Source organism: Streptomyces mayteni (assembly GCF_054783955.1).
This window is the reverse complement of sequence record NZ_BAAGPR010000096.1, coordinates 1-22807: the sequence shown is the minus strand read 5'-3', so window position 1 is coordinate 22807 and position 22807 is coordinate 1. Positions and strand designations below refer to the sequence as shown.

Here is a 22807-nt window from a genome sequence, read left to right as displayed (position 1 = left end):
GTTCCCCGGAGGATCACATGGCAGCCAGCGACCGGCCGGCGGGTCCCGGCAGGGCCGGGGGCGGCTCCGGAGGCGAGGGTCTGCTCCGGGCCGCGCTGAGCGCCGTGGCGCCCGGCACCCAGCTGCGTGACGGCCTTGAGCGCATCCTCCGGGGGAACACGGGCGGTCTGATCGTCCTCGGCGTGGACCGCACGGTGGAGTCGCTGTGCACGGGCGGCTTCGTGCTCGACGTGGAGTTCACGGCGACCCGGCTGCGCGAGCTGTGCAAGCTCGACGGGGCGGTCGTCGTCGACCAGGACATCTCGCGGATCGTGCGGGCCGGCGTCCAGCTGGTGCCGGATCCGAGCATCCCCACCGAGGAGACGGGCACCCGGCACCGCACGGCGCAGCGGGTCTCGATCCAGACGGGCTTCCCGGTGGTCTCGGTGAGCCAGTCGATGCGCCTGGTCGCGCTCTACCTGGACGGTCAGCGCCGGGTCCTCGAGGACTCGGGCGCGATCCTGTCCCGCGCCAACCAGGCGCTGGCCACCCTGGAGCGGTACAAGCTGCGGCTCGACGAGGTCACCGGCACGCTCTCCGCGCTGGAGATCGAGGACCTGGTGACCGTGCGGGACGTGGCGGCGGTGGCGCAGCGTCTGGAGATGGTGCGCCGCATCGCCGCCGAGATCGCCGAGTACGTCGTCGAACTCGGCACGGACGGCCGGCTGTTGTCGCTCCAGCTGGACGAGCTGATCGCCGGCGTCGAGCCGGAGCGGCAGTTGGTCGTGCGGGACTACCTGCCGGAGGCCGTCGGCAAGCGCTCCCGCCGGGTGGCGACCGCGCTCGCCGACCTCGACGCGCTCGGCCACTCCGAGCTGCTCGAACACCCTGCGGTGGCACGGGCGTTGGGCTACGGGGCGTCGCCCGAGGCGCTGGACACCACGGTGTCGCCGCGCGGCTTCCGGCTGCTGGCCAAGGTGCCGCGGCTGCCTGGGCTGGTCATCGACCGGCTGGTGGACCACTTCGGCGGGCTGCAGAAGCTGCTGGCCGCCAGCGTCGACGACCTCCAGGCGGTGGACGGTGTCGGCGAGACCAGGGCCCGCTCGGTGCGCGAGGGCCTGTCGCGGCTGGCCGAGTCCTCCATCCTGGAGCGTTACGTCTGACGGGCGCCGCCGGGCGCTGCCGCCCCGGTCGGCCTCAGTCCTCCTCCAGGCGGAACGAGGTCTGCGCGCCCTCGTAGCCGGCCAGTTCCACCTCGGCCAGGTAGGTGCCCGGCGCGGCGGCCCGCCCCGGGCCCTCGTCGCAGGCGTCGGCTGAGGAGTGCCGCCGGTCCCAGGTGACGGCGTGGCTCGCGGTGCCGCCCGCCGGCACCGCGGTCGGCGCCGAGCCGGCGCCCTCCGGGCAGTGCGCGGAGGACCACACCAGGTTGTCCTCGGCGTCGGACAGGGTGAGGGTGAGCCCGTCGAGCCCGAAGTCCAGCGCGCAGGGGGCGCCAGCGGCGTTCTGCGCGGTGAGCCGCAACTCCGGCTCGTCGTCCGGGCTGTAGGCGTTGCGGTCGCTGCGCAGCGACAGCGTCAGGTCGGCGGCCACGCAGGCCGGCAGCCCCGCCGGGTCGAGGGCCGCGCCGCCGCCGCTGCCGCCGCCGTCGCCCGCCTGGTCGCCGCCGCCTTCGGTCGCGCCGTCCGCGCCGTTCGCCCCGCCGTCCTCGCCCCCGCCGCCGTCGGTCGCGGCGCCGGCGTCCTCGCCGTCGCCCGCGTCCTCCTCGTCGTCCGTGGACTCCTCGCGGCCGCCGGGTCGTTCGTCGATCAACGACTCGGACGGGGTCGGCCCCGGCGTGATGGACTCCACGGGACCGCCGTCGCCGTCGCCGCCGGCGTTGTCCGTGCTGTCACCGCCGCCCCCGCCGCCGCGCGCCAGCGCCCATACCACGAGCAGGGCGACCAGGGCGAGAAGCAGCACCATGGCGGCCCTGCGTCGCCAGTAAATGGAGGAGGGCAACGGCCCGACCGGAGTACGCAGAGATCCCACGCGGAAACCTTACGAGACTTCGGTCACTCTCTCGCGCCCCACCCTTCGTACTACGCGGGTCAACACGCGCGCGCTGACCGCTTTGTGCCGTGCCCGCGACATGCCAGGATCGCCCTTGCCATGACTGCGACGACTGCGACCACAGCCACTGCCAGCACCGCGACGACGACCGCCGACGACCACACCGCCCTCCACTCCCGCGTCATCGAGTGGTTCGGCAAGCACGCCCGCGACCTTCCCTGGCGGCGCCCGGAGGCCGGCGCCTGGGGTGTCATGGTCAGCGAGTTCATGCTCCAACAGACGCCGGTGAACCGGGTGTCGCCGGTCTACGAGGAGTGGCTCAGGCGCTGGCCGCGCCCCGCCGACCTGGCCGCCGAGGCTCCCGGGGAGGCCGTGCGCGCCTGGGGCCGCCTGGGCTATCCGCGCCGAGCGCTCCGCCTCCACAGCGCGGCCGCGGCCATAGCGGAACGGCACGGCGGCGAGGTTCCCACCGACCACCACCAGTTGCTCGCGCTGCCCGGCGTCGGCGAGTACACGGCGGCCGCGGTCGCCTCGTTCGCCTACGGCCAGCGGCACGCGGTGCTGGACACCAACGTCCGCCGCGTCTTCGCCCGCGCGGTGACCGGCACCCAGTTCCCGCCCAACGCCACCACGGCCGCCGAGCGGAAGCTCGCGCGGATGCTGCTGCCCGAGGAGCCGGCGACCGCCGCCGGCTGGGCGGCGGCCACCATGGAGTTGGGCGCGCTGCTGTGCACGGCGCGCACGCCGGAGTGCGGGAGCTGTCCAATCGCCGATCTGTGCGCCTGGCGGCGCGCCGGTTCGCCGCCCCACGAGGGCCCGCCCCGCCGCAGCCAGACCTACGCGGGCACCGACCGCCAGGTGCGCGGCAAGCTGCTCGCCGTGCTGCGCGAGGCGGTGGCCCCGGTGCCGCAGTCGGTGCTGGACCGCGTCTGGTACGACCCGGAGCAGCGGACCCGCGCCCTCACCGGGCTCCTCACGGACGGTCTCGCCGAGCGGCTGCCGGACGGCCGCTACCGTCTCCCGGGCGCGCGTTGAGGGTCGGCCGGGCGTCGTCCGACGCCAGCGGCGGCACCACCGTCCTGGCGTCGACCCCGGCGAACCACAGTCCGATGAGATAGGCGGCCGTCGCCTCGAGCAGCCCCGCCCGGTCGAGCCCACCGCCCGGGACGGGCGCGCAGCCCAGGTCCTCGACCAGCCGCCCGACCGTCGCCACCGCCGCCGGATCGTCCCCGCACACCGGCACGCCGAGCGGCACCCCGTCGACCTCCGGCGGGGCTGACCGCCACACCTCGCTGCTCGCCAGGTTGAACGCCTTCACCACCCGCGCCCCCGGCGCGGCGGCCGCGATCCGCTCCGCCATCGAGGGCCCACCCGCGGTGTGCAGCGCCACCCTCCCCGGCACCAGCGGGTTCGAGCAGTCGATCAGCACCCGCCCGTCCAGCGGGCCCGCCGCCGCGACCACGTCGAGCGCCGCCTGGCTCGGCACCGCCACCAGCACCACCTCCCCGAACGCCGCCGCCTCGGCGAACGCCCCGCGCCCACCGCACCGCACCTCGTGCCCGGCCCGCTCCCACCGGCCACCGAGCGCCCACGCCATGTTCCCGGTCCCCAGGATCCCGATCCGCACGCGCTTCCCCTCTGCTTTCTGATTTCCTGACTGGAGAAGGAACCGTAGGAAATCCGAAAGGCACCGATCGGTGTTCATCGCGGACTGCCAGGCCCGACTGGCCTTCGACGTGCTCGCCCACACCTGGAACCCGGTGGTCCTGTGGGCCCTGCGGCACGGCCCGGAACGGCCGGCCGACCTGCGCCGCCGGATCGGCGGCATCAGCCCCAAGGTCCTCAACGACACCCTGCGCCGCCTCGAACACCACGGCCTCGTCGAGCACCGCCGACACCGGGAGGCCCCGCCGCGCGTGGCGTACGGGCTGACGGACCTTGGCCGTACGCTGCTGCCAGCCGTCGAGGCGTTGGGCGACTGGGCGCACGCCCACGCGGACGACGTGTTGGCGGCCCAGGATCGGCACGAGGACTGACGTGTTACGGGGGGAACGGGGAACGTGGATCCGGCGACCATCGGCGCCCGCATCGCCTCGGCGGCGATCGGGCCACTGATCAAGCGGCTCTTCAGGCCGGACGGACCGGGCGCCGGGCTGGTCGACAAGCCGGTGCGGGTGTCGTCGCTGGTGTCGTTCCGGGGCGAGAAGGCGACGCTCACGGAGAAGGACCTGCGGAAGATCGCCGAGGAGGTGTGCGAGCGATCGGCCAGAGGCAACGAAGAGCACCGAGCGCTCTCCGACACTGAGAAGCGAGCCATCCAGTCGGATTTGCGCCTGGCGATGGACCGCCTCGGCAAGCTGGACATGGACGACCTCCAAGCGGTTCGACTCGGTCCCGAAGCCATCGCCGAACAGCTGGGATGGCCCATTCTGTTCATTCAGACACTCGAGGCGAAGGCCGTCTACGACGATCTCGTCCGCACCCTGTCACTTCACATCCTGAACTTCTTCACCCAGCGCTCCACCTTCGTGGCCCGCACCCTGGTCGAGCAGAGCCAGCAGCTCCAACGCGTCATCTCCCAGATCGATCTGCTCATCGATCGAAATCCGCGGCCTGCGGTCGAGGACGCCGCCTTCGAGCGCCGTTACGCCAGCTTCATCGAGTCCCGTCACAACGAACTCACGATCTTCGGCTTGGACCTCGACCATTCCCGTGAGTGGCCGTTGGACGCCAGCTACGTCTCCTTGGAAATCGTCGGCCCGCACGGCTCCATCCCGGCACGTGCCGAGGAGGTCTTCGGCGCTCGTGACCACGACCGTGTACTCCTGCGTGGCGTCGCCGGCTCGGGCAAGACGACACTCGCCCAGTGGCTCGCCGTCAGTAGCGTACGTACCGACCTGCCAGAGTCCATGGACGAACTCCTCGGTCGCGTTCCGTTCTTCCTTCCTCTCCGTGCGCTAGCCCTCGAAGCTTTGCCGATGCCCAGCGACTTCCTCGCAGCCAGTGGCTGCCCACACGCCGCACCCGAGGGCTGGGCCGAGCGCGTGCTGGTCGGGGGGCGTGGACTGCTGCTGATCGATGGTGTGGACGAGGTGCCGGAGCAGGAGCGCGACGCCACCCGACGCTGGTTGCGCGACTTGCTGACGGCATTTCCAGGCAACCGCTGGCTGGTCACCTCACGTCCTTCCGCCATTCGCCAGGACTGGCTCACCGATCAGGGCTTCGCCGAGCTGTCCCTTTCTCCGATGGGCCACGAGGACGTCACCACGTTCGTCAACCGCTGGCACGCCGCCACCAACACATCTCCCGGACTTGCCGACCAACTGCGCCTCGCCCTGCGCACCAAACAGGAGCTCGCCCGCCTCGCCACCAATCCACTGATGTGCGGCCTGATCTGCGCGCTGCATCGGGAGCGCAACGGCTTTCTGCCACACAGCCGCAAGGAGTTGTATGACGCCGCACTCACCATGCTGCTCGAACGCCGCGACACGGAACGCCGCATCCGCCTGGCCGGCGGGCGACAGCTCGGCAAGGAACCCCAGATTCAGCTGCTCCAGAAGCTCGCCTACTGGCTGATCCGCAACGGCCGTTCCGAAATGGAGCGAACCGACGCCGTCGCCGTGCTGGCCGCGGCCTTGCCGGCCATGCCCTACCTGGATACGGACCCACCCGAGGTATACCGCTACCTTCTCGAACGCTCGGGCCTGCTCCGCGAACCAAGTGCGGGCCGCGTCGAGTTCATCCACCGAACCTTTCAGGACTACTTGGGCGGCCGGATGGCCGTGGAAGAGCTCGACTTTCCGCTCCTGGTCGAGAACGCCCACCGCGACCAGTGGGAGGACGTCGTTCGCATGGCCGTCGCCCATGCCCGTCCTAAGGAGCGTGCCCGTCTCCTCTCCGATCTCATCGAGCCCGCCGACCCTGCCACGGATCCGCGTCGCGTCCTCGTGGCCGCCGCGTCGCTGGAACACGCGACCGAACTCACCTCGGCGGTACGACAGTCGATCGCCGACCGGTTGGCTCAGTACATCCCGCCACGCACGCAAGACCGAGCCCGGCTCCTCGCCGAACTGGACAGCCCGCTGGTCCTCGACCTGCTCCCTGGCCCTGAGGGGCTGACCGAGGAGGAGGCGTACAACGTGGTAACCACAGCCATCGGCGTCGGCACCGACGCCGCGATCCCGCTGCTCGCCCGCTACGCCAACCACCCGTCACGACACGTGCGCGCCCAACTAGTCGACTACTGGGAACGATTCGACGCCGACCGCTACGCCGACGACGTCATCGCTCGGATCCCCGACGATGGCCTGTACTTCACCGTCGCCACCGCCGAACAGCTCATCGCCCTGCGCCGCCTAGGCGGCCGGCAGCGTGTCTGGATCACCGGCGACCTTCCCACTACCGACATTGTCCGGAACCTGGCATCAGACGACCTCACACACCTCCACCTCCGTCCCCAACACGGCAGCCACTCCCTGAGCTGGCTAACAGCCTTTCCTTACCTCGAAGTCCTGCACTTCAGCGGAGTCCGTCGGCCTGTCTTCGGCGTCCCTGTGGGCGTTCAGGTCGTCTGGCACTGACGGCGGGGAAGGAGACGTCCATGGAGATCGGCACCATCGGGTTACGGGTGGCCTCGGCCGCGGTCGCGCCCCTCATCAGACGGCTGTTCCGCCCGGAGGGGCCAGGCGCCGGCCTGGTCGACCGCCCCGTCCGGCTCGCGTCCCTCGTATCCTTCCGCGGCGAGAAGCGGACCCTGACCGACCGGGACCTGGCGAAGCTGGCCACCGAACTGACGCTGTGCGCGGCCAAGGCCGCAGGACCGCACGACACCCCGCGCGAGCTGGACCGCATCATGGTCGCCGACCTGCTGGCGAGATCGCTGCGGGCCGTCGGCGACCTCGACATGGACGACGTCCAGGCGGTCCGCCTCGGCCCGGACGCTCTGTCCCGCGCGCTCCGGCAGAACACCGACGAGCTGTCCGCGGACGCCACCGTCTTCTACGACCGGGTGTTGGCCCTGACCTGCCTGCACGTCCTGGACTTCTTCACCAAGCGGTCGACGTTCGTGGCACGCACGCTGGTCGAGCAGGCCCGCCAGCACGACCGGATCATCCACACCCTCGACCTGCTGGTCGAGCGGGTCTCGTCGCAGTCCGCCGAGGACGCCGCAGCCTGGAGACGACCGAACGCGCCCCACTCCACGGCGGCGACATCCCGGCCGCCCCGCCGCAGCGCGCCGAACGCGCGCTCTCCGGCCGGCACCGGGTACTGCTGCGCGGCGTCGCAGGCTCCGGCAAGACGACCCTGGTGCAGTGGCTCGCCGTGACGACGGCCGAACACCGGCTCGGCATGGACCTCTCCCACCTGATCGGCCGGATCCCCTTCGTCCTCCCGATGCGGACCCTGACGCGGGCTGGCCAGGAACTCCCGCTGCCGGCCGACTTCCTGTCGGCCGTCCGCTGCCCGCGTACGCCGCCGGACGGGTGGGCCGAACGCGTCCTCGCCGGCGGCCGGGGCCTGCTCCTGGTCGACGGCATCGACGAGATCCCCGAGCAGGAACGGGACCGCACCCGGTCCTGGCTGCGGGAGCTGCTGCGCGAGTTCCCCGGCAGCGCGTGCGTGGTGACGGCCAGGCCGTCGGCCATCCGGGACGCCTGGCTCGCCTCCGACGACTTCACCGAGCTGTCGCTCTCCCCGATGAACCGCGACGACGTGGCGGCGTTCGTGCAGCGCTGGCACCGGGCCGCGGGCGCGGGCGGCGCGGAGGCCCAGGCGGTGCTCACCGCCATCCGCAGCCGCCCGGATCTGAGCCGGCTGGCCACCAACCCCCTGATGTGCGGCCTGATCTGCGCCCTGCACCGCACCAGCCACGGCTACCTGCCACGCGGCCGCGAGGCGTTGTACGACGCCGCGCTGCGGATGCTGTTGGAACGCCGCGACCAGCAACGCAAGATCGACCACGGCCTACGCCTCGACGCGCCGTCCCAGACCCTTCTCCTCCAGAAGCTGGCCTACTGGCTCATCCGCAACGGCCATTCCGAACTGGAACGGGACGACGCGCTGGAGTTGGTCGGCCAGGTCCTCCCCTCCATGCCGCAGATGGCAGCCCAGGGCTCCGCAGCGACTGTCCTCCAACACCTCCTAGACCGCTCCGGCCTCCTCCTCGAACCGACCGAGGGCGCGATCACCTTCGTCCACCGCACCTTCCAGGACTACCTGGCCGCCCGCGAGGCGATCGAGGCCCGCGACTTCCCCCTGCTGATCAAGAACGCCCACCTGGACCAGTGGGAAGACGTCATCCGCATGGCCGTCGCCCACGGCCGCCCCGACGAACGCGCCCGCCTACTGAAGGGCTTGGTGAAGCGCGGCGACACGGTGAAGAAGCACCGGATCCGGATGCATCTGCTGGCGATGGCCTGCCTGGAGCACGCAACGCAACTCACGCCGGACGTACAGGAGTTGGCGACCGCACGGGCCGCCGAACTGATCCCACCCAGGTCCTATGAAGAGGCCCAGGCCCTCGCGACGGCCGGTTCCGTGGTGCTGGAACTCCTTCCCGGTCCTGAGGAGTTGCCGGATGACACGGCACCCTGGGTTGTCATCACGCTCGCCCACATCGGAGGCGATGCCGCTCTCAGCCGCCTGGCCTGCTTCGCCGACCATCCGAATGAGCACGTACGACGCCGGGTGGCCGAGTTCTGGGGTTTCTTCGAGCTTTCCCATTTCGCCGACGAGGTGATCCCGAGGCTTCCCAGGATCCAGCCCATCGCGGTGAACAGCGTCGAACAGATCACGCACCCTCGGGTACGCGACCGACTCTTTACCGCAAGCAACGTCGATCCCGAGATCTTCGTCAGCGCGGGGGCGGCCGATCGGGTCAGGGGCCTGTTCTACACCGAACCGGTGGATCCGGCCGCCGTCAGCCGGCTGCCCGCCCTGGAGACGCTGCGCCTCTTCTCAAACCGCCAGTCCGCTGACGTCTCCGCGCTCGCCGCCCTGCCGCTCACCGAACTGGACTGGGCGCCCCCGCAAGGCCGCGAACCGAAAGGGCTGGAACTGCTCTCGCATGTCGAGAAGATCGTTGTCCGCCTCGGGGAGACGGAAGACCCCCTGCGGCGGTTACCCCCGGGGGCACCCATCACCTGGGTGATCCTGCTGAACCCGACACGCGGCCTCGCCGAGATCGACCAGTTCCCGCGGCTGACCAGGCTGTCCCTCTGGGGAGAACGACCTGCCCTGCCCGCTGAGGACTGGCGCCGGATCGCGGAACTCCGTTCGCTCAGGCACCTGTTCTTCTATCCGCAGGCGCTCCGGGAAATCCCCCTCGGCCAAGAGTTCCCACACGTAAGGACGGTCACCCTCCTGGCGGGATCTCAGGAGGGCGTGGATCCGGCGCGGCTGGCCCTCGCCTTCCCAGCGCTCGAACGCTGACGCTGATGAACACCGGCATGGCGAAGGCGCTAGCCGGCATCGCCGTCAACGCCACGCACACCCCCCGCTACAGCCGCCACAAAGCTCACCCAACCGTCGACGGAGAAGACCAGTGCGGGTCCAACCGCCACCTTGCTGTCCCGTACCGGCACCAAGCGGTCGGCCCGCAGGCTCGGGGAGACCTCAACGCACTCCCCGCCCGACGACGTGCTGTAGGAGGACTTGACCCACACCAGGTCCGAGCTCATGGTGAGTACTCCTTGTGCACGGTCTTGAGAACGGCCAGTGACTCATCGGGCGGCAGCGCGTGCGCGCGGAGCCGATCATAGTGTTGTCGGGCTCGCTCTGTTGTGGCAGCTGTCCGGCAGAGCCTGCCACCCTGTAGGTCCTCCGAGTAGAGCACGACCGGGTCGCGGTCGAAGGTCAGCAGCGTGAAAGGTCCGACATGCGCGGCAGCCGCTCCCGCCGTGTAGGGGATGACCTGGAGGTCGACTCCCGGGCGCTCCGCCGACTCCCTCAGGAACTCCAGCTGTGCAGCCATAACACTCCGGCCACCAACGTGGGTCCGGAGAGAACCCTCGTGTAGGACCACCCACACCGTCGGCGGCTTGTCCCTGTCCAGCAGTTCCCTTCGCCTGATCCGCGCCCGGACCTTGCCGTCAATCACCTCCGAGCTCTCCCGCCCGTGGCCCGCCCGGAAGATCGCCCGCGCGTACTCCTCGGTCTGGAACAGCCCCATGACGGTAGTCGCCGAGAAGTTGAGAATGTGGGCCGCCTTCCGCTCCATCTCGACGTACGGCACGAACTGTGTCGGGTGATCCCCCTCAAGGACGCGGTGCAGCAGGCCAACGAACAGGCCGTTCGTCCCGAAAACGAGGTCGCAACCCGTGGCGAACTTCTCGCTGGGAAGCAGCTTCCCCTTCTCGACCTGGCTGACGTACGACTCCGAGTAGCCGGTGGCCTTCCCGAGTTGCTTCTGCGTGAGCTTGCGGCCGAGTCGCACTCGCTTCACGTCCGCACCGAATCGTTGGAGCGGGGTCATTGAGGGGTCATTGAAGTCTTCGGATGGGGTCGCCTCGTCCAACGCCGTGACCTCCAGTTACACAGACACGGTCCGAAATCCGAACAGCCAGCGGACTACAACGCTTCCGCTGAAGTATCGCCATCCTAGGAGCGGCCGCGTTCCCTTGGTAGTGGGTCCAGTGCACACAGTTACATCTGGCGCACTGGGCGAGGCCCTAACTCAGGGAGCGCACATGGAAGTTGAGGACGAAACCGACCTCCGGGCCGAGCCCTGCACAACAGCCGAGGGCGAGGAGGAGAACGAAAGCCCGACCATAAGGCGGATCAGGCGGGCTGTCCGTGAGGTCAACCACCAGACGCGGAACAACCTGCTGGCGCGGGGTGAGGGATGAACCGCGTTGGCTACTGGTGCGAGGTCACGGTGGTGATGCCGGCCCGGCCACCCCGAGTCTGGGCGTTGGGCTGCCATCTGGCCGGCACGCCTCGGCTGGCGCTTCGGTGGCTGCGGGGACAGGCCGCGCGTCTGGCGCGCGCGCTTGATCCATCCCCGGAACCGAGCGGGCCGTTCCCTGCGGGCGTCTTGCATCCCGTGCCTCCCGCCACGCCCAACCCCGGACGAGTCTTCGGCGACTGGCTGGACGACGTGCAGGCGCAGGAGCGCCAATTGGAAGCGCTCAAGGCCGGGCAACTCGTGGTGATCACCGCAGGAAGCCGCGACCGGGTCGCCGGCGAGGCCGGGGAATTCGAGCTCCGCTACCGCCTCACGGCCCGCATCAGCAAACGCTTGGAAAACCCAAGCTTCCGCAGAACCAGCCCGGCTCGGGTGCAAACACTGTGACGTTGGGCCCACGACACGCCGGTTGGGATGACCGTAACGTCACAGTCCCGGTGCAACGGGACCCTGGCGGCCCGTTTGCGGCGGCCAAAGACCCGGTTGCGGCATGCTGTGGGCATGAGTTCAGACGCGATAGCCGGACTGCACGACGTGTTCAACCTGCTGAGGACCTTCGAGGGGGACGGGCTCACCATTCGGCGGGCCGGCGCCTTGGAGGGCGCGGCCGAGAAGGTCACGGCCGCCTCCCTGGAGTTGATCGACGTCACGGAGCCCGAGGAACTGCCGCGTTGGCTCCAGTCCGCCGTCAAGGCGCTCCAGACCGCGGAGAAGGCGGCGCGCGCGCATCGTCGGAACCCGTTGACCCGGCCGATCTCCCACACTCGCTTCGCGCTGAACGTGGGCATCGCCCAGGGCGGCGTCCACCTCGCCCTGGCGGCGCTGGATCCGGAGAACACGCCTCCGGTCCCCGAGTCGGACAAAACCTAGGACCGCGCCCGCACGGAGTCGATGATGTGGGTGAGCACGCCCGGGTAGCGCTCCTCGATCTCCGCGAGGCGTAGTTCGTGCTGGCGGAAGCTGCCCTGCGGGGTGACGCGGACCACGCCGGCCTCGCGGAGGACCTTCAGGTGGTGCGAGAGCGTGGACATGCTCACCTCCACGTCGAACCCCCCGCACACCACGCCGCCGGCGGCGGCCAGCTGGCCGACGACCTGGAGGCGGACCGGGTCGGCCAGGGCGTTGAGCAGGGTGGCCAGCTCTACCGAGGCCAGGTCCGGGTGGTGGAGCGCGCGCATGCGACGACCCTACCCCACCGATTCGAGACTTTGACATCCATCGAAGCGATGGCCTAGCGTCCGGCGCTCAGGACAGCATTTCGAGGATTATCGAAATCTCGGAGGGAAGGCCCATGGGCACGACGGAACGACCGCACGTCAGGGAGTGGCGGAACGAGCGGGGGGACGGTGACCGGACGGCCGTCCTGCTGCACGGCCTCTCCGGGAGTTCCGCCACCTGGTGGCGGCTCGCGCCGTGGCTCGCGCAGCGGCACGGGTACCGGGTGCTCGCGCCCGACCTGGCCGGGCATGGCCGGAGCGCGCGCAGCGGGTCGTACAGCCGGGAGCGGTGGGCGGACGAGCTCCTCGACGTGCTGCCGGCCGGGCCGGACCTGGCGATCGGGCACTCGCTCGGCGGCGTGCTGCTGGCGATGATCGCCGACCGGCTGCGGCCGGCGCGGGCCGTCTACGAGGACCCGGCGTGGTACCCGTGGTCCGGCCTCGGCTACGGCGAAGTCCAGCCCGCCATAAGGGCGTTCAAGACGTGGACGGCCGAGGACGTCAGCGCCGCGCACCCGTCCTGGTCGGACGAGGCGGTCGAGGTCAGGCTGGCGGAGTTGCGCGACTGGGACCCGGAGACCACCCGCATGCGGTACCTGGAGACCGCCCATGTGCCGGTCTTCCCGGTCGTGCCGTCGCTCGTGCTGCTGGCCGACCCGAGCGACCTGACGCCGCCGCCGCTGGCCGACCACTTCGAGCGTGTCGGCTTCGTCTGCCGCACCGTGCCGGGCACCGGGCACTTCGCCCATGTCGACGCCCCGGACGGCTTCCTGGCCGCGCTGGGCGACTGGGCGTGACCGGGCCGGCGTCCAGGCCCCTGGCCGTGGTGCTGGCCGCCACGTTCATGCAGCTGCTCGACGTCACGATCGTGACCGCCGCCATCCCCGCCCTCGACGTCGGTCAGGGCGCGGCGCAACTCGTGCTGACCGGCTACACGTTGACCTACGCCGGCACGCTGATCACCGCGGCCAGGCTGGGCGACGCGTACGGCTACCGGCGGCTGTTCGCGGCCGGGCTCGCCGTCTTCACCGTCGCGTCCGCGGCGTGCGCGGCGGCGCCGACCGCGCAGGCGCTGGTGGCGTGCCGGCTCGTGCAGGGCGTGGGCAGTGGGCTGATGGGGCCGCAGGTGCTGTCGCTGATCCAGGTCACGGTGGACGCGTCGCGCCGCCCGCGGGCGCTCGGGCTGCTGGCCGCCACGATGGGGTTGGCGTCGCTGCTCGGGCCGCTGATCGGCGCGGTCCTGCTGGAGGGGTGGGGCTGGCGGTGGATCTTCCTGGTCAACGTGCCCGTGGGTGTTGCCGCGTTGGCGGGCGCCGCCCGCTGGCTGCCGGCGGCGCGCGGGGCCGGCCGGCACCGGATCGACGCGGTCGGCGCGGTGTTGGCGACGGGTGGGGCGGCGCTGTTGATCCTGCCGCTCGCGGTGGGGCGGGAGGCGGGGTGGCCGGCGTGGACGTGGCTCTGCCTGGCCGCGGCCGTTCTGGTGTTGTTCGGGTTCGTGGCCTCCCAGCGGCCCGGCGGCGGGCGCGAGCCGTTGCTGCATCCCAGCGTGTTCCGGGACCGGACAGCGCGGGCCGGGGTGCTGCTGGTGTTCGTCTTCAACGCCGGGGTGCCGTCGTTCAGTTACGTGCTCTTCCTGCATCTGCGCTCCGGGCTCGGATATCCGCCGCTGGCCGCCGGGCTCACGGCGGCGCCGTTCGCCGCGGCGGCGATGGTCGGCGGCCGGGCGGCGCGCGTCCTGACCGGCCGGTGGGGGGTCGGGGCGTCGACGGCGGCGGCCTCGACGTTGGCGCTGGTCATGCTGGTGCTCGCGGTGCCCGGGCCTCGGTGGGTCGTGCTGCCGGCGCTCGCGCTGGGCGGCGCGGCGTTCGGCGTGTTCACGGCGTCCGTGTTCACGCTCGTCCTGGACCGGGCCCGCCCGGAGGCCGTCGGCTCGGTCTCGGGGCTGCTGCCCACGGCCCAGCAACTCGGCGGCACCGTCGGGGTGTCCGCCGCCGGCCTCGTCTACCACGCGTCGGCCGCGGGGACGGCGTTCCGGCACGCGCTGCTCTACGAGGCGGCGGCCTTCGCGCTGGCGGCGCTGCTCGCCCGCCGTCTGACGGCCGCTTCGGCGCGTGGCGCCGTCAGCCGTCCTCGCCGAGCGCCGCGGCCCTGAGCTGGAGGTAGCGGCGTTCGGGGATGCTGAGGGTGCGGGCGGCGGCGTTCCGGTAGGCGGCGCGGGCCGCCGCGGGGTCGCCGGCCATCTCCCACAGGTGGCCGCGCACGGCGTCCACGCGGTGGTGGTCGACGAGGGTGCCGGCCGCGTCGAGCGCGGCGAGCCGGTCGAGGCCGGCGCGTGGGCCCTGCGCCATGCCGACGGCGACCGCGCGGTTGAGCTCGGTCACCGGCCCGGGGGCGAGCTCGACCAACACGTCGTAGAGGGCGAGGATCTGGGACCAGTCGGTGTCCTCGGAACCGGCGGCCTCGTCGTGCACGGCGGCGATGGCGGCCTGGACCTGGTAGGGGCCGAGCCGCCCGGGCGCGGCGAGCGCGGTCGTGAGCAGTTCGACGCCCTCGTCCACGGCCGCCTTGTTCCAGCGGGTGCGGTCCTGCTCGGCCAGCGGGATCAGCTCGCCGCCGGCGCCGGTACGGGCGGCGCGGCGGGCGTCGGTCAGCAGCATCAGCGCGAGCAGGCCGGTCACCTCGCCGTCCTGCGGCAGCAGCCGGTGGGCGGCGCGGGCGAGGCGGATGGCCTCGCCCGCCAGCTCGGCGCGGTGCAGCGTCTGCCCCGAGGTGGCGGTGTGGCCCTCGTTGAAGACGAGGTAGAGGACGTGGAGGACGGCGGCGAGCCGGCCCGGGAGCTCGTCGGCGGTGGGGGCGGCGAAGCGGGCCCCGGCCCGTTGGATGGTCTTCTTGGCGCGGCTGATGCGTTGCGCCATCGTCGGCTCGGGGACCAGCATCGCGCGGGCGATCTCGGCGGTGGTCAGGCCGCCGACCGCGCGCAGGGTCAGCGCGATGCGGGACGGGGCCGACAGGGCCGGGTGGCAGCAGAGGAGGAGCAGCGTCAGCGTGTCGTCCTCGCGCGGGTGGCGCGCCTCGCCGGGCGGCGGGGCGTGCCACCCGTCGTCCGGGGTGAGGGCGACGACGGTCTCCTCCCGGCGGCGGCGGGCCTCCTCGGCGCGTAGCTCGTCCACCAGCCGGCGGGAGGCGACGCGGATCAGCCAGCCGCGCGGGTTGTCCGGTGTGCCGTCGCGCGGCCACTGCTGGGCGGCGGCCAGCAGGGCCTCCTGCACCGCGTCCTCGGCGGCGTCGAAGTGGCCGTAGCGGCGGACGAGCGCGCCGAGGACCTGCGGCGCCAGGCGGCGGAGCAGATCCTCGGCCGGGGTGGTCGTCACTCCGCGCTCGGGGCTTGCATGATCGGGCGGATGACGACGTCGCTGACCGGCGAGCCGGCCGGCACCGGGCACTGGTGGGCGCGCTTGGCGATCTCGGTGACGCGCTCGACGCTCTCGCACTCCAGCACCCAGTAGCCCGCCAGGACCTCCTTGGTCTCGCCGAAGGGGCCGTCCGAGACGACGGGCTTGCCGTCGGGGCCGCCGGTGACGACCACGGCCTGCTTCGGCTCGCTCAGCCCCTGTCCCTCGACGAGTTCGCCGGACTCGGCGAGGTCGTTGTTCAGCGACTCCATGTAGCCGAACATGGCGGCGAAGTCCGCCTGGCTCCAGGCGGGGTGGCCCTCGCTCGGCTGGCCGTTCATGGCGTCGTAGTCGGCCTGCTTGCTGTAGACCATCACCAGGTACTTCATGGGACGTGCTCCCCTCGGTCGGCCCCTCGGGCCGGTGTCGGTGCCCCTCTCGGGCGCCGCTCACCGGAGACGTCGGAGCCGTCGTGACGCTCTCGACATCGCGGGCGGATCTTTTTTCGAGATTCTGCACGGTCCGGCTCGGCTCAGTGGGAGAACGGGTACCGCACGTCCGTGAGCTGCTCGGATAGCTCCCAGAGGCGGCGGCCGGTCTCGGGTTCCGTGGCCCGCGGCGCCAGCCGGACGCGGGTCGGGGCGCCGCGCAGCTCGGCGGGGCCGTCCGGGCCGATGAACTCGCCGCCGTCGACGCCGGGTTCGGTCGCCGCGTACAGCTGGGGCAGCGCGCCGCGGGCCGCCGGCTGGGCGAGCAGCGGGTTGCCGATACGGCTGAGCAGCACGCGCCAGGGGCCGACGGGGGCGCTCGTCTGCAGGTGGGTGGCGGTGTAGCCGGGGTGGGCGAGGACGCTGCGGACGGGGCTGCCGGCGGCGGTCAGGCGGCGGTGGAGCTCCCAGCCGAAGACGGCGTTGGCGAGCTTGGACTGGTTGTAGAAGGCCATGGGCGCGTAGCGGCGCTCGCCGGTGAGGTCGTCGAAGCGGATGCGGGCCCGCCGGTGGTTGACCGAGCTGACGGTGACCACCCGGGGCTCCGTGCCGGCGGTCAGCTGGTCGAGCAGCAGGCCGGTGAGCGCGAAGTGGCCGAGGTGGTTGCAGGCGAACTGGAGTTCCTGGCCCTGGGGGCTGAGGGAGCGTGGCGGGGCCATCAGGCCGGCGTTGTTGACGAGGACGTCGAGGCGTGGGTGGTCGGCGCGCAGCCGGTCGGCGAAGGCACGGACCGAGTCGAGGTCGGCCAGGTCGAGCCGACGCACCTCGACGCCGGCGTCCGGCCGCTCGGCGGTGATCTCGGCGGCCGCCCTTCGCCCCTTCTCCTCGTCGCGCACGGCCAGGATCACGTGCCCGCCGGCGTGGGCGAGCGCCCGGGCGGTCGCGAGGCCGAGGCCACTGTTGGCGCCGGTGACGACGAACACCCGCCCGGTCTGGTCGTGGATCCGGCCGGCGGTCCACGGTTCTGGCTCACTCATGCGGCACACCTTGCCCTCAGTGGCACTGGATGTCAATGCGCGCCTGAGTGCCATGCGCGGCATTGTGGGTATCCTGGCCACATGGAGATCCGCGCCGACGTCACGATGGCCGAGCGCAAGCGGCGGCTCGTCTCGAACGAACTGACCGAGGCGGCGCTGCAGTTGCTGGCGTCGAAGGGGTACGCAGCGGTCACCGTCGACGAGATCGTGGCCGCCGCCGGCGTGTCCCGGCGGACGTTCTTCCGCTACTTCGCCTCCAAGGAGGACGTGGTCGTCCAGTTCCTGGCCGACCTCGGCACCGGCATGCGCGACGCGTTGGCGGCCCGCCCCGCGGCGGAGCCGCCCTCGGTGGCGCTGCGGCACGCCGTCTCGGCCGCGCTCGCCGTCTGCGCCGACCACCACCCGGACCACGCCGACCGAACGCTCCGCGTCGTCCGGCTGATCCTGGGGACCCCCGCCCTGCTCGCCCGCTTCCTGGAACGGCAGGACGCGTGGCGCGACGAGCTGACGGCGGAGCTGGCGCGCCGGCTCGGGCTCGACGCGGACGCAGACCTCTACCCGCGGCTGGCCGCCGGGATGGCGCTCGACGCGTTCGACGCCGTGCTGCGGCGGTGGAGCGCGAGCGAGGGGCGCGAGGAGGCCGCCGGGCTGACGGACCGGGCGTTCGCCGTCATCGCGCCGGCGCTCGACGCGGCCGGGCGGCCGGCATGACCGCGCCCGCGCCCGACAGCGACGACGACGGCAACGGCAACGGCAACGGCAACGGCAACGGCAACACGCGCGCCGACGACGGCCTGGATCGCCGCGCCGAACGCAGCGCCGACATCACGGGCGCCCTCGGGATGTTGCTGCTCGAGCTGGTGGCCATGTTCGTGCTGCTTCTGCTGTGGGGGCTCTCCGGCGCGAACATCGGGCCGGACGCCGATCTGGCCCCCGTCCGCATGGCCCCGGTCTGGGGCTATCTCGCGGGGTACGCGGCGCTCGCCGCCCTGATGGTGTGGACGGCCAGCCGCGCCGCCCGCCGGCGCGCCTCCGTGACGGCCTGGACGCAGGGGCTGCTGGCCCTGTTCACGACCGCGCTGATCCTGGTCGGCGCGATCGGTGAACTGAGCGGGAACCTCGACTCGTGGTGGTCGGCCCTCTGAGCGGGGGGCGGCCGGTCGGCGCGGGACCTCGCCGGCCCTCGATCTGGGGAGAAGTACTCATGTCCGGCACGGGTCGCGGCGGGAGACTGGCGGCATGACCACGCCCGCCCCGGACGACACCGCCCGGCCCGCCGACCACGCCGCCGACCACGCCGACCGTGTCGTCGACCGCGTCGCGGACCGCGTCGCCGACATCGGGGGCGCGCTCGGCCTCCTCGTGCTCGAACTGATGGCCATGGTCGCGGTGTTCGGGTGGTGGGTGCTCTCCGGCTGGAGCCTCGACCCGGCGACCCCCGCGGAACCGGACCCGGTCTGGGGCTATCTGGCGGCCTACGCGGCGCTCGGGGCTCTGATGGTGTGGACGGCGAGGCGCGCCGCTCGCCGACGCGTGTGGGTCACGGCCTCGACGCAGGGGCTGCTGGCCCTGTGCACGGCCACCCTGATCCTGGTGGGCGCGGCGGGCGAGCTGGGCGGGGAGCGGACATCGTGGTGATGGGGCGGCTGAGCGGGCGGCCAGCGGGCCGGCCGAGGAGTCAGCCGGCGGGGCGGTGGCCGGAGCGCGCGACGCGGAAGCCGACGTCGTCGGTGTGGAAGGTGGGGTGGCTGCGGCGGCGGACCGAGGCGCGGCAGCTCCAGCGCTCGTCGAACCAGCCGCCGCCGCGCAGCACCCGGTAGGTGCCGTAGACCTCGGGGTCGTACTGGTCCCAGCACCAGTCCCATGTGTTGCCCAACATGTCGTGGAGGCCCCAGGCGTTGGGCTTCTTGCCGCCGACCTCGTGGATCCGCGCGTCGGAGTTGCCGCGGTACCAGGCGATCTCGTCCAGGTCGCCGTAGCGCGGCCCGGTGGTGCCGGCCCGGCAGGCGTGCTCCCACTCGGCCTCGGTCGGCAGCCGGTACCCGTCGGCCGAGGCATCCCACTCGACGTCGGGGCCGCCGTCGGCGACGAGGTCGAGGCGGTAGGCAGGCGTCAACCGCTCGGCGCGGGAGAGTGCGTTGCAGTACCGGACGGCGTCCCACCAGGAGACGCTCTCCACGGGCAGCGCGTCGCCCGGCTCCGCGCTCGGCCGCTGACCGGTGATCCGCGCGTAGTGGGCCTGGGTGACCGGGAACGCCGACAGCCCGAACGCCGCGACCTCAACCGACCAGCTCCGCTCGGTGCGCCGATCCGACAGCGTCACGGAACCGGCCGGAACCGGCACCAACTCGACGCGCTCCGCTCCCATGTTCTCGGCCCGCCCCCCGCTACTCGGCCTGTTCGTGGGCGATGTCGACGACGATCTCGTTCTCGCCCGGGGTCACCTGGTAGCCGGGGGCTCCGCCGCCGGGGGTGTCGACGCCGACGATGACGCGGAGTTCGCCCTCGAAGACGCCGAAGTCGGCGACCGCGCGGACGGTGTCGGTGGGTTCGACCGGCGGGACCACGCTGTCGTCGGCCGAGCCGACGAGGACGACCATCAGCTGGTGGGCACCGGGTACCTCGGGCGGCTCCTCGTCGCCGCTGGGGAGGGTGTCCACGTAGTCGGCGATGACCTGCGGGGCGCCCGCGTCGAAGGTGAGGGTGAGCCGGTCGTAGCCGTCGTGCTCGCTCACCAGGACCTCGTCGAGCCGAACGGCGGCGGACTGGGCGGCGCCCTGCGCTTCGGTGTCCTTCCGCTCGGTGTCCCACTCGCCGACCGGCACCGCGGCCGGCTCGTCCGTCTCGTCCGTCTCCGGCTCTTCGGCCTGCTGGTCCTGCTGGCTCTGCTGGTCCTGCTGGCTCTCGGCGGTGTCGCCTCGGGGCTCCTCCTCGCAGGAGGCCGCGAGCAGCGCGGGGACGAGGGCGGTGGCCGCGACGGCGACCGCGAGGCGGCGTCTGGTGCGGGGAGGTATCACGGTGGCTCCTGCCGGTGAACGGATCGGTTTTCGGGGGGCGCCGCGGCGGTACTGGTGGCCGTCAGACGTCAGACGTCGGCCGTCAGCCGGCCGGGGCGAAGGTGACGGCCGCCGCCTCGGCGACCAGCTCCACCTCGTCGCCCAGCGCGTGTTCCGCGACGCGGGAGACCACGTCGGCGGGGATCTCGTCCAGGGGGTACGTGCCGTGGGTGTCGTGCGGGAGGACGACGCCGAGCCCGCGGGCGAGGGCGGTGCGGGCGGTGGCGCTGACGCACATCTCGCTGAGCACGCCGCAGACGGCGACGCGGCGAACGCCGTGGCCATCGAGCAGTTCGCCGAGGGGGGTGCCGGCGAAGCCGTCGTCCTCGGTCTTGCGGATCACGGGCTCGGCCGGCTCGTTGAGGACCAGCTCCCAGCCGGGGGTGAACGGCTCGTCGGTGGTGCCGGGGGCGCCGTCGTTCTGGAGATGGATCACGGGTGCGCCGGCGAGGCGGGCCCGGGCCAGGAGGGCGCCGACGCGCTCGGTGAGGGTGGCCGCGGCGGCCACCGGCTCGGCGCCGCCGGCCAGGAATCCCTGCTGCATGTCCACGACGATGACGGCATCGACGATCATCCAGCCATACTCGCACAGGCGTTGGAACGGCCACACCGCCGTATGACCCCGCCCCCCGTGACGGGATCAGACGGCGGCGAGCGCCGCCCCCACGACCCGGTGCAACTGCTCCGGGCCTTCCGCGGTCCTGGCCAGCACGCGCATCCCGACCACGGTGTTCAACAGCAGACTCGCCGTCGCGCGGGCGTCGCGCGCCGGATCGAGCTCGCCAGTCCGCTGGCCCTCCTCGATGGCGTCGCGGAACGCGCCCTCGGTCCGGTCGAACATCGCCCGGACGATGGTCGTCGCCTCGTCGTCGAGGCCGGCCGACCCCGTCGCCGTGTTCACGGCGAAGCAGCCGCGCCGGTCGGTCGCCACGAAGTCGACCTTGATCAGGGCCTCCAGGGCCAGCCGCAGCCGCTCCCGGACGGGGACGGCCTGGTTGCGCAGCAGTTCGGCGAGTTCGGCGGCATGAGTGTCCCCGTACCGCCGCAGCGCGCGTACGAAGAGCGCGCGCTTGCTGCCGAACGCGTGGTAGAGACTGCCCTTCGCGATGCCGATCTCGTCGGCGAGGGCCTGCGGGGTGGTGGCGGCGTAGCCGTCGCGCCAGAACACGTCCATCGCGCGGGCGACGGCGGTCTCCGGATCGAACTGCTTGGGCCTTCCCACGAGTGGCAGCCTGCCGGTTCTGGTCCCAGAGGTCAAGTACTCCTGGTCGGTTCAGCGCCGTTTGACGATGTGCAGCACCGGAACCGACTCGACGTGCGTGACGGCGGCGAGCTCGCTCAGCGGACCGGCGAGGTAGGCGTGCAGGGCCTCGGTGTCGGGGGTGACGACCGCCGCCATCAGGTTGCTCCGCCCGGTGACGGTGGCGGCGAAAACTACCGGGGAGTGGGTGGTCAGGGCCTGGGCCACCGCCGCGGTCCTGGCGGGTGGGGTGGTGAGCCAGAGCACCGTGGTGGTGTGGTGGCCGAGCCTGGCGGTGTCGACGTCGGCCTCGAAGTAGAGCGTGCCGTGCCGGCGCAACCGGTCGATCCGTCCCCTGGCCCAGGTCTCGGAGCGGCCGAGCCGGGCGGCGAGCTCGCGGGCGCTGGCGCGCCCGTCGGCGGCGAGCGCCGCGAACAGCGGCGGGTCGGTGACGTCCGGACGGTGCGGCTCGGCGCCCGCGCCGCCGGCCGGGACGGGGCGGCGGCGCAGCGCGGCCGCCTGCTCAGGATCGAGCGCGGCCAGGCGGCCGCCGCGGGCGGCGGCGTCGGCGACGTGGGTGCGCAGCAGGCAACTCGCCGACACCTCGCGCACGTCGGCGGTGCGGGGCAGGGTGCGCAGCAGCAGCCCGTCGTGCGTGGCGGGGTCGGCTGTACGCCAGGCGCACAGCACCTCGCCGGCGGTCGCGGTGAGCGCCACCCAGCCGGTGTCGGCGCGGCGCGCCAGGGCGCGGGCGACCTCGGCGGCGGCCGCCGGGCGACAGTTGAGCCGCAGCGACCACTCGGTGTGCCCGAGCCGGCGCGCGTGCGGCAGGCCGCGCACCCGCAGCACCCCGGCGGCGCGCAGCGACCGGTACCGGCGCGCGACGGTCTGGTGCGAGACGCCGAGCACCTCGCCGACCCGGGTGAACGCCGCCCGGCCGTCGAGTTGCAGGGCATGGACCAGCCGCCGGTCCAACTCGTCCAGCCCGTTCGCCCCGTCCAGCCCGTGCAGATCCACGCCGGAAGCGTAGTCCGCCGTCCGAAACCGCGCCTCGGACCGCAGGAGGCCGCCGCCGGCGGGCCATCGGGCACACCATCCCCAGGTGAACCCGGCGAACACCGACCCGCACCCGATCCCGCCACCGCCCGGCGCGGCGCCGGCCGCCCAGGAACGGCCCGCCCCTGAGCAGGTCGTGAGCTGGACGGAGCCAGGACCGGACGCCGTGCCCGTCGAGCACCAGGCACGCTGGCGCTCGGGCAGCGGCGCCCCGCCGCCCACCCGGGTGGTGGTCGCCGACGACCGGACCACGGCCGCCGCCGCCCACCGGCTCACCCGCGCAGGCACCGCCCTGCTGTGGCGCGGCGACTACCACAACGCGCGCCAACTGTTGCGCGCCCTGGGCCGCCGGGTGGCGGCGGCCGAGGGCCCGGCCGCCGCCTGGGCGGAGTGGCGCCGGGCCCGCGCCCGACGGGCGGCGCTGCTCGGCCGGCGGCTGCTGCCGCTC

General features: G+C 72.6%; 27 protein-coding genes and 1 pseudogene. 15 read left to right on the top strand and 13 right to left on the bottom strand.

Annotated elements, in window-relative coordinates:
• Positions 1 to 17: 17 nt before the first annotated feature.
• Positions 18 to 1142, top strand: a complete 1125-nt coding sequence (gene disA / locus ACYVPE_RS30740) for a DNA integrity scanning diadenylate cyclase DisA (protein ID WP_461037035.1) — start codon at positions 18 to 20, stop codon at positions 1140 to 1142.
• Positions 1143 to 1176: 34 nt separating this feature from the next.
• On the opposite strand, the gene ACYVPE_RS30735 is transcribed toward disA, so the two are convergent.
• A complete protein-coding gene (locus ACYVPE_RS30735) occupies positions 1177 to 1977 on the bottom strand; it encodes a hypothetical protein (protein ID WP_461037034.1) in 801 nt (266 codons plus the stop codon).
• A gap of 150 nt (positions 1978 to 2127) precedes the next feature.
• Here ACYVPE_RS30735 and ACYVPE_RS30730 point away from each other — a divergent pair, with 150 nt between their 5' ends.
• The gene (locus ACYVPE_RS30730) at positions 2128 to 3063 is read left to right on the top strand and encodes an HhH-GPD family protein (RefSeq protein ID WP_461037033.1); all 936 of its coding nucleotides are present in this window, start codon (positions 2128 to 2130) and stop codon (positions 3061 to 3063) included.
• Here the strand turns inward: ACYVPE_RS30730 and ACYVPE_RS30725 are convergent.
• The gene (locus ACYVPE_RS30725; protein ID WP_461037032.1) at positions 3002 to 3655 is read right to left on the bottom strand and encodes an NADPH-dependent F420 reductase; all 654 of its coding nucleotides are present in this window, start codon (positions 3653 to 3655) and stop codon (positions 3002 to 3004) included. The two genes, ACYVPE_RS30730 and ACYVPE_RS30725, sit on opposite strands and share 62 nt — an antisense overlap.
• A gap of 70 nt (positions 3656 to 3725) precedes the next feature.
• Between ACYVPE_RS30725 and ACYVPE_RS30720 the strand changes: the two genes are divergently transcribed.
• The 4 genes from ACYVPE_RS30720 to ACYVPE_RS30705 are packed head-to-tail and all read left to right on the top strand — an operon-like array spanning position 3726 to position 9459.
• Positions 3726 to 4064, top strand: coding sequence for a winged helix-turn-helix transcriptional regulator (locus tag ACYVPE_RS30720; RefSeq protein ID WP_461037031.1), 339 nt, complete (start codon positions 3726 to 3728; stop codon positions 4062 to 4064).
• A 24-nt stretch (positions 4065 to 4088) separates the two neighbouring features.
• Positions 4089 to 6608 carry an NACHT domain-containing protein gene (locus ACYVPE_RS30715; RefSeq protein WP_461037030.1) on the top strand — a complete coding sequence of 840 codons (2520 nt, stop codon included), beginning with the start codon at positions 4089 to 4091 and terminating at the stop codon, positions 6606 to 6608.
• A gap of 20 nt (positions 6609 to 6628) precedes the next feature.
• Positions 6629 to 7354, top strand: a complete 726-nt coding sequence (locus tag ACYVPE_RS30710; protein ID WP_461037029.1) for an NACHT N-terminal Helical domain 1-containing protein — start codon at positions 6629 to 6631, stop codon at positions 7352 to 7354.
• The gene (locus ACYVPE_RS30705) at positions 7336 to 9459 is read left to right on the top strand and encodes an NACHT domain-containing protein (protein ID WP_461037028.1); all 2124 of its coding nucleotides are present in this window, start codon (positions 7336 to 7338) and stop codon (positions 9457 to 9459) included. The genes ACYVPE_RS30710 and ACYVPE_RS30705 overlap by 19 nt, the downstream gene beginning before the upstream one ends.
• Positions 9460 to 9488: 29 nt before the next feature.
• Here ACYVPE_RS30705 and ACYVPE_RS30700 read toward each other — a convergent pair whose 3' ends face one another.
• The gene (locus ACYVPE_RS30700; RefSeq protein ID WP_461037027.1) at positions 9489 to 9707 is read right to left on the bottom strand and encodes a DUF397 domain-containing protein; all 219 of its coding nucleotides are present in this window, start codon (positions 9705 to 9707) and stop codon (positions 9489 to 9491) included.
• Positions 9704 to 10543: a helix-turn-helix domain-containing protein gene (locus ACYVPE_RS30695; RefSeq protein ID WP_461037026.1), complete on the bottom strand. Its 840-nt coding sequence runs from the start codon at positions 10541 to 10543 to the stop codon at positions 9704 to 9706. Before ACYVPE_RS30695 ends, ACYVPE_RS30700 begins: the two co-directional genes overlap by 4 nt.
• Positions 10544 to 10715: 172 nt before the next feature.
• Here ACYVPE_RS30695 and ACYVPE_RS30690 point away from each other — a divergent pair, with 172 nt between their 5' ends.
• From ACYVPE_RS30690 to ACYVPE_RS30680, 3 genes are all read left to right on the top strand, one after another.
• Positions 10716 to 10874: a hypothetical protein gene (locus ACYVPE_RS30690; protein ID WP_461037025.1), complete on the top strand. Its 159-nt coding sequence runs from the start codon at positions 10716 to 10718 to the stop codon at positions 10872 to 10874.
• Positions 10871 to 11320 carry a hypothetical protein gene (locus tag ACYVPE_RS30685; RefSeq protein WP_461037024.1) on the top strand — a complete coding sequence of 150 codons (450 nt, stop codon included), beginning with the start codon at positions 10871 to 10873 and terminating at the stop codon, positions 11318 to 11320. The genes ACYVPE_RS30690 and ACYVPE_RS30685 overlap by 4 nt, the downstream gene beginning before the upstream one ends.
• Before the next feature lie 114 nt (positions 11321 to 11434).
• On the top strand, positions 11435 to 11803 hold the full coding sequence (locus ACYVPE_RS30680; protein ID WP_461037023.1) for a hypothetical protein: 369 nt from the start codon (positions 11435 to 11437) through the stop codon (positions 11801 to 11803).
• Here ACYVPE_RS30680 and ACYVPE_RS30675 read toward each other — a convergent pair.
• Complete coding sequence (locus tag ACYVPE_RS30675) at positions 11800 to 12111, bottom strand: ArsR/SmtB family transcription factor (protein WP_461037022.1); 312 nt, start codon at positions 12109 to 12111, stop codon at positions 11800 to 11802. The two genes, ACYVPE_RS30680 and ACYVPE_RS30675, sit on opposite strands and share 4 nt — an antisense overlap.
• A gap of 113 nt (positions 12112 to 12224) precedes the next feature.
• On the opposite strand from ACYVPE_RS30675, the gene ACYVPE_RS30670 reads away from it, so the two are divergent.
• Both ACYVPE_RS30670 and ACYVPE_RS30665 read left to right on the top strand, forming a co-directional pair.
• Entirely contained in the window at positions 12225 to 12947 is a 723-nt protein-coding gene (locus tag ACYVPE_RS30670; protein ID WP_461037021.1) for an alpha/beta fold hydrolase, read from the top strand.
• Entirely contained in the window at positions 12944 to 14302 is a 1359-nt protein-coding gene (locus tag ACYVPE_RS30665; protein WP_461037020.1) for an MFS transporter, read from the top strand. The genes ACYVPE_RS30670 and ACYVPE_RS30665 overlap by 4 nt, the downstream gene beginning before the upstream one ends.
• On the opposite strand, the gene ACYVPE_RS30660 is transcribed toward ACYVPE_RS30665, so the two are convergent.
• The 3 genes from ACYVPE_RS30660 to ACYVPE_RS30650 form a co-directional block, all read right to left on the bottom strand.
• Entirely contained in the window at positions 14271 to 15521 is a 1251-nt protein-coding gene (locus tag ACYVPE_RS30660; RefSeq protein WP_461037019.1) for an RNA polymerase sigma factor, read from the bottom strand. The two genes, ACYVPE_RS30665 and ACYVPE_RS30660, sit on opposite strands and share 32 nt — an antisense overlap.
• Positions 15518 to 15931, bottom strand: coding sequence for a YciI family protein (locus ACYVPE_RS30655; protein ID WP_461037018.1), 414 nt, complete (start codon positions 15929 to 15931; stop codon positions 15518 to 15520). Before ACYVPE_RS30655 ends, ACYVPE_RS30660 begins: the two co-directional genes overlap by 4 nt.
• 143 nt (positions 15932 to 16074) lie before the next feature.
• Positions 16075 to 17007 (bottom strand): oxidoreductase, encoded by a 933-nt coding sequence (locus ACYVPE_RS30650; protein WP_461037017.1) that lies wholly within the window; start codon positions 17005 to 17007, stop codon positions 16075 to 16077.
• 81 nt (positions 17008 to 17088) lie between these two features.
• On the opposite strand from ACYVPE_RS30650, the gene ACYVPE_RS30645 reads away from it, so the two are divergent.
• The 3 genes from ACYVPE_RS30645 to ACYVPE_RS30635 all read left to right on the top strand — a co-directional run bounded on the left by ACYVPE_RS30645 (position 17089) and on the right by ACYVPE_RS30635 (position 18645).
• Complete coding sequence (locus ACYVPE_RS30645) at positions 17089 to 17718, top strand: TetR family transcriptional regulator (protein ID WP_461037016.1); 630 nt, start codon at positions 17089 to 17091, stop codon at positions 17716 to 17718.
• Entirely contained in the window at positions 17715 to 18152 is a 438-nt protein-coding gene (locus ACYVPE_RS30640) for a DUF6234 family protein (protein WP_461037015.1), read from the top strand. Before ACYVPE_RS30645 ends, ACYVPE_RS30640 begins: the two co-directional genes overlap by 4 nt.
• A 94-nt stretch (positions 18153 to 18246) precedes the next feature.
• Entirely contained in the window at positions 18247 to 18645 is a 399-nt protein-coding gene (locus ACYVPE_RS30635) for a DUF6234 family protein (protein ID WP_461037014.1), read from the top strand.
• 40 nt (positions 18646 to 18685) lie between these two features.
• On the opposite strand, the gene ACYVPE_RS30630 is transcribed toward ACYVPE_RS30635, so the two are convergent.
• The 5 genes from ACYVPE_RS30630 to ACYVPE_RS30610 form a co-directional block, all read right to left on the bottom strand.
• A complete protein-coding gene (locus ACYVPE_RS30630) occupies positions 18686 to 19375 on the bottom strand; it encodes a formylglycine-generating enzyme family protein (protein ID WP_461037013.1) in 690 nt (229 codons plus the stop codon).
• Positions 19376 to 19394: 19 nt separating this feature from the next.
• Positions 19395 to 20024 carry an AMIN-like domain-containing (lipo)protein gene (locus ACYVPE_RS30625; protein WP_461037012.1) on the bottom strand — a complete coding sequence of 210 codons (630 nt, stop codon included), beginning with the start codon at positions 20022 to 20024 and terminating at the stop codon, positions 19395 to 19397.
• Between the two features lie 82 nt (positions 20025 to 20106).
• The gene (locus ACYVPE_RS30620; protein ID WP_461037011.1) at positions 20107 to 20637 is read right to left on the bottom strand and encodes an isochorismatase family protein; all 531 of its coding nucleotides are present in this window, start codon (positions 20635 to 20637) and stop codon (positions 20107 to 20109) included.
• 66 nt (positions 20638 to 20703) lie between these two features.
• Positions 20704 to 21285 (bottom strand): TetR/AcrR family transcriptional regulator, encoded by a 582-nt coding sequence (locus ACYVPE_RS30615; RefSeq protein ID WP_461037010.1) that lies wholly within the window; start codon positions 21283 to 21285, stop codon positions 20704 to 20706.
• Positions 21286 to 21336: 51 nt separating this feature from the next.
• Entirely contained in the window at positions 21337 to 22320 is a 984-nt protein-coding gene (locus tag ACYVPE_RS30610; protein ID WP_461037009.1) for an Lrp/AsnC family transcriptional regulator, read from the bottom strand.
• A gap of 85 nt (positions 22321 to 22405) precedes the next feature.
• Here ACYVPE_RS30610 and ACYVPE_RS30605 point away from each other — a divergent pair.
• Positions 22406 to 22807, top strand: a pseudogene (locus ACYVPE_RS30605) (hypothetical protein); the annotation flags it as partial.

Excerpts from the sequence above, each read along its gene's own strand:
- disA (WP_461037035.1), top strand. The coding sequence starts at position 18 with ATGGCAGCCAGCGACCGGCCGGCGGGTCCCGGCAGGGCCGGGGGCGGC.
- ACYVPE_RS30730 (WP_461037033.1), top strand. The coding sequence starts at position 2,128 with ATGACTGCGACGACTGCGACCACAGCCACTGCCAGCACCGCGACGACG.
- ACYVPE_RS30710 (WP_461037029.1), top strand. The coding sequence starts at position 6,629 with ATGGAGATCGGCACCATCGGGTTACGGGTGGCCTCGGCCGCGGTCGCG.
- ACYVPE_RS30700 (WP_461037027.1), bottom strand. The coding sequence starts at position 9,707 with ATGAGCTCGGACCTGGTGTGGGTCAAGTCCTCCTACAGCACGTCGTCG.
- ACYVPE_RS30690 (WP_461037025.1), top strand. The coding sequence starts at position 10,716 with ATGGAAGTTGAGGACGAAACCGACCTCCGGGCCGAGCCCTGCACAACA.
- ACYVPE_RS30685 (WP_461037024.1), top strand. The coding sequence starts at position 10,871 with ATGAACCGCGTTGGCTACTGGTGCGAGGTCACGGTGGTGATGCCGGCC.
- ACYVPE_RS30680 (WP_461037023.1), top strand. The coding sequence starts at position 11,435 with ATGAGTTCAGACGCGATAGCCGGACTGCACGACGTGTTCAACCTGCTG.
- ACYVPE_RS30675 (WP_461037022.1), bottom strand. The coding sequence starts at position 12,111 with ATGCGCGCGCTCCACCACCCGGACCTGGCCTCGGTAGAGCTGGCCACC.
- ACYVPE_RS30670 (WP_461037021.1), top strand. The coding sequence starts at position 12,225 with ATGGGCACGACGGAACGACCGCACGTCAGGGAGTGGCGGAACGAGCGG.
- ACYVPE_RS30655 (WP_461037018.1), bottom strand. The coding sequence starts at position 15,931 with ATGAAGTACCTGGTGATGGTCTACAGCAAGCAGGCCGACTACGACGCC.
- ACYVPE_RS30650 (WP_461037017.1), bottom strand. The coding sequence starts at position 17,007 with ATGAGTGAGCCAGAACCGTGGACCGCCGGCCGGATCCACGACCAGACC.
- ACYVPE_RS30645 (WP_461037016.1), top strand. The coding sequence starts at position 17,089 with ATGGAGATCCGCGCCGACGTCACGATGGCCGAGCGCAAGCGGCGGCTC.
- ACYVPE_RS30640 (WP_461037015.1), top strand. The coding sequence starts at position 17,715 with ATGACCGCGCCCGCGCCCGACAGCGACGACGACGGCAACGGCAACGGC.
- ACYVPE_RS30635 (WP_461037014.1), top strand. The coding sequence starts at position 18,247 with ATGACCACGCCCGCCCCGGACGACACCGCCCGGCCCGCCGACCACGCC.
- ACYVPE_RS30630 (WP_461037013.1), bottom strand. The coding sequence starts at position 19,375 with ATGGGAGCGGAGCGCGTCGAGTTGGTGCCGGTTCCGGCCGGTTCCGTG.
- ACYVPE_RS30620 (WP_461037011.1), bottom strand. The coding sequence starts at position 20,637 with ATGATCGTCGATGCCGTCATCGTCGTGGACATGCAGCAGGGATTCCTG.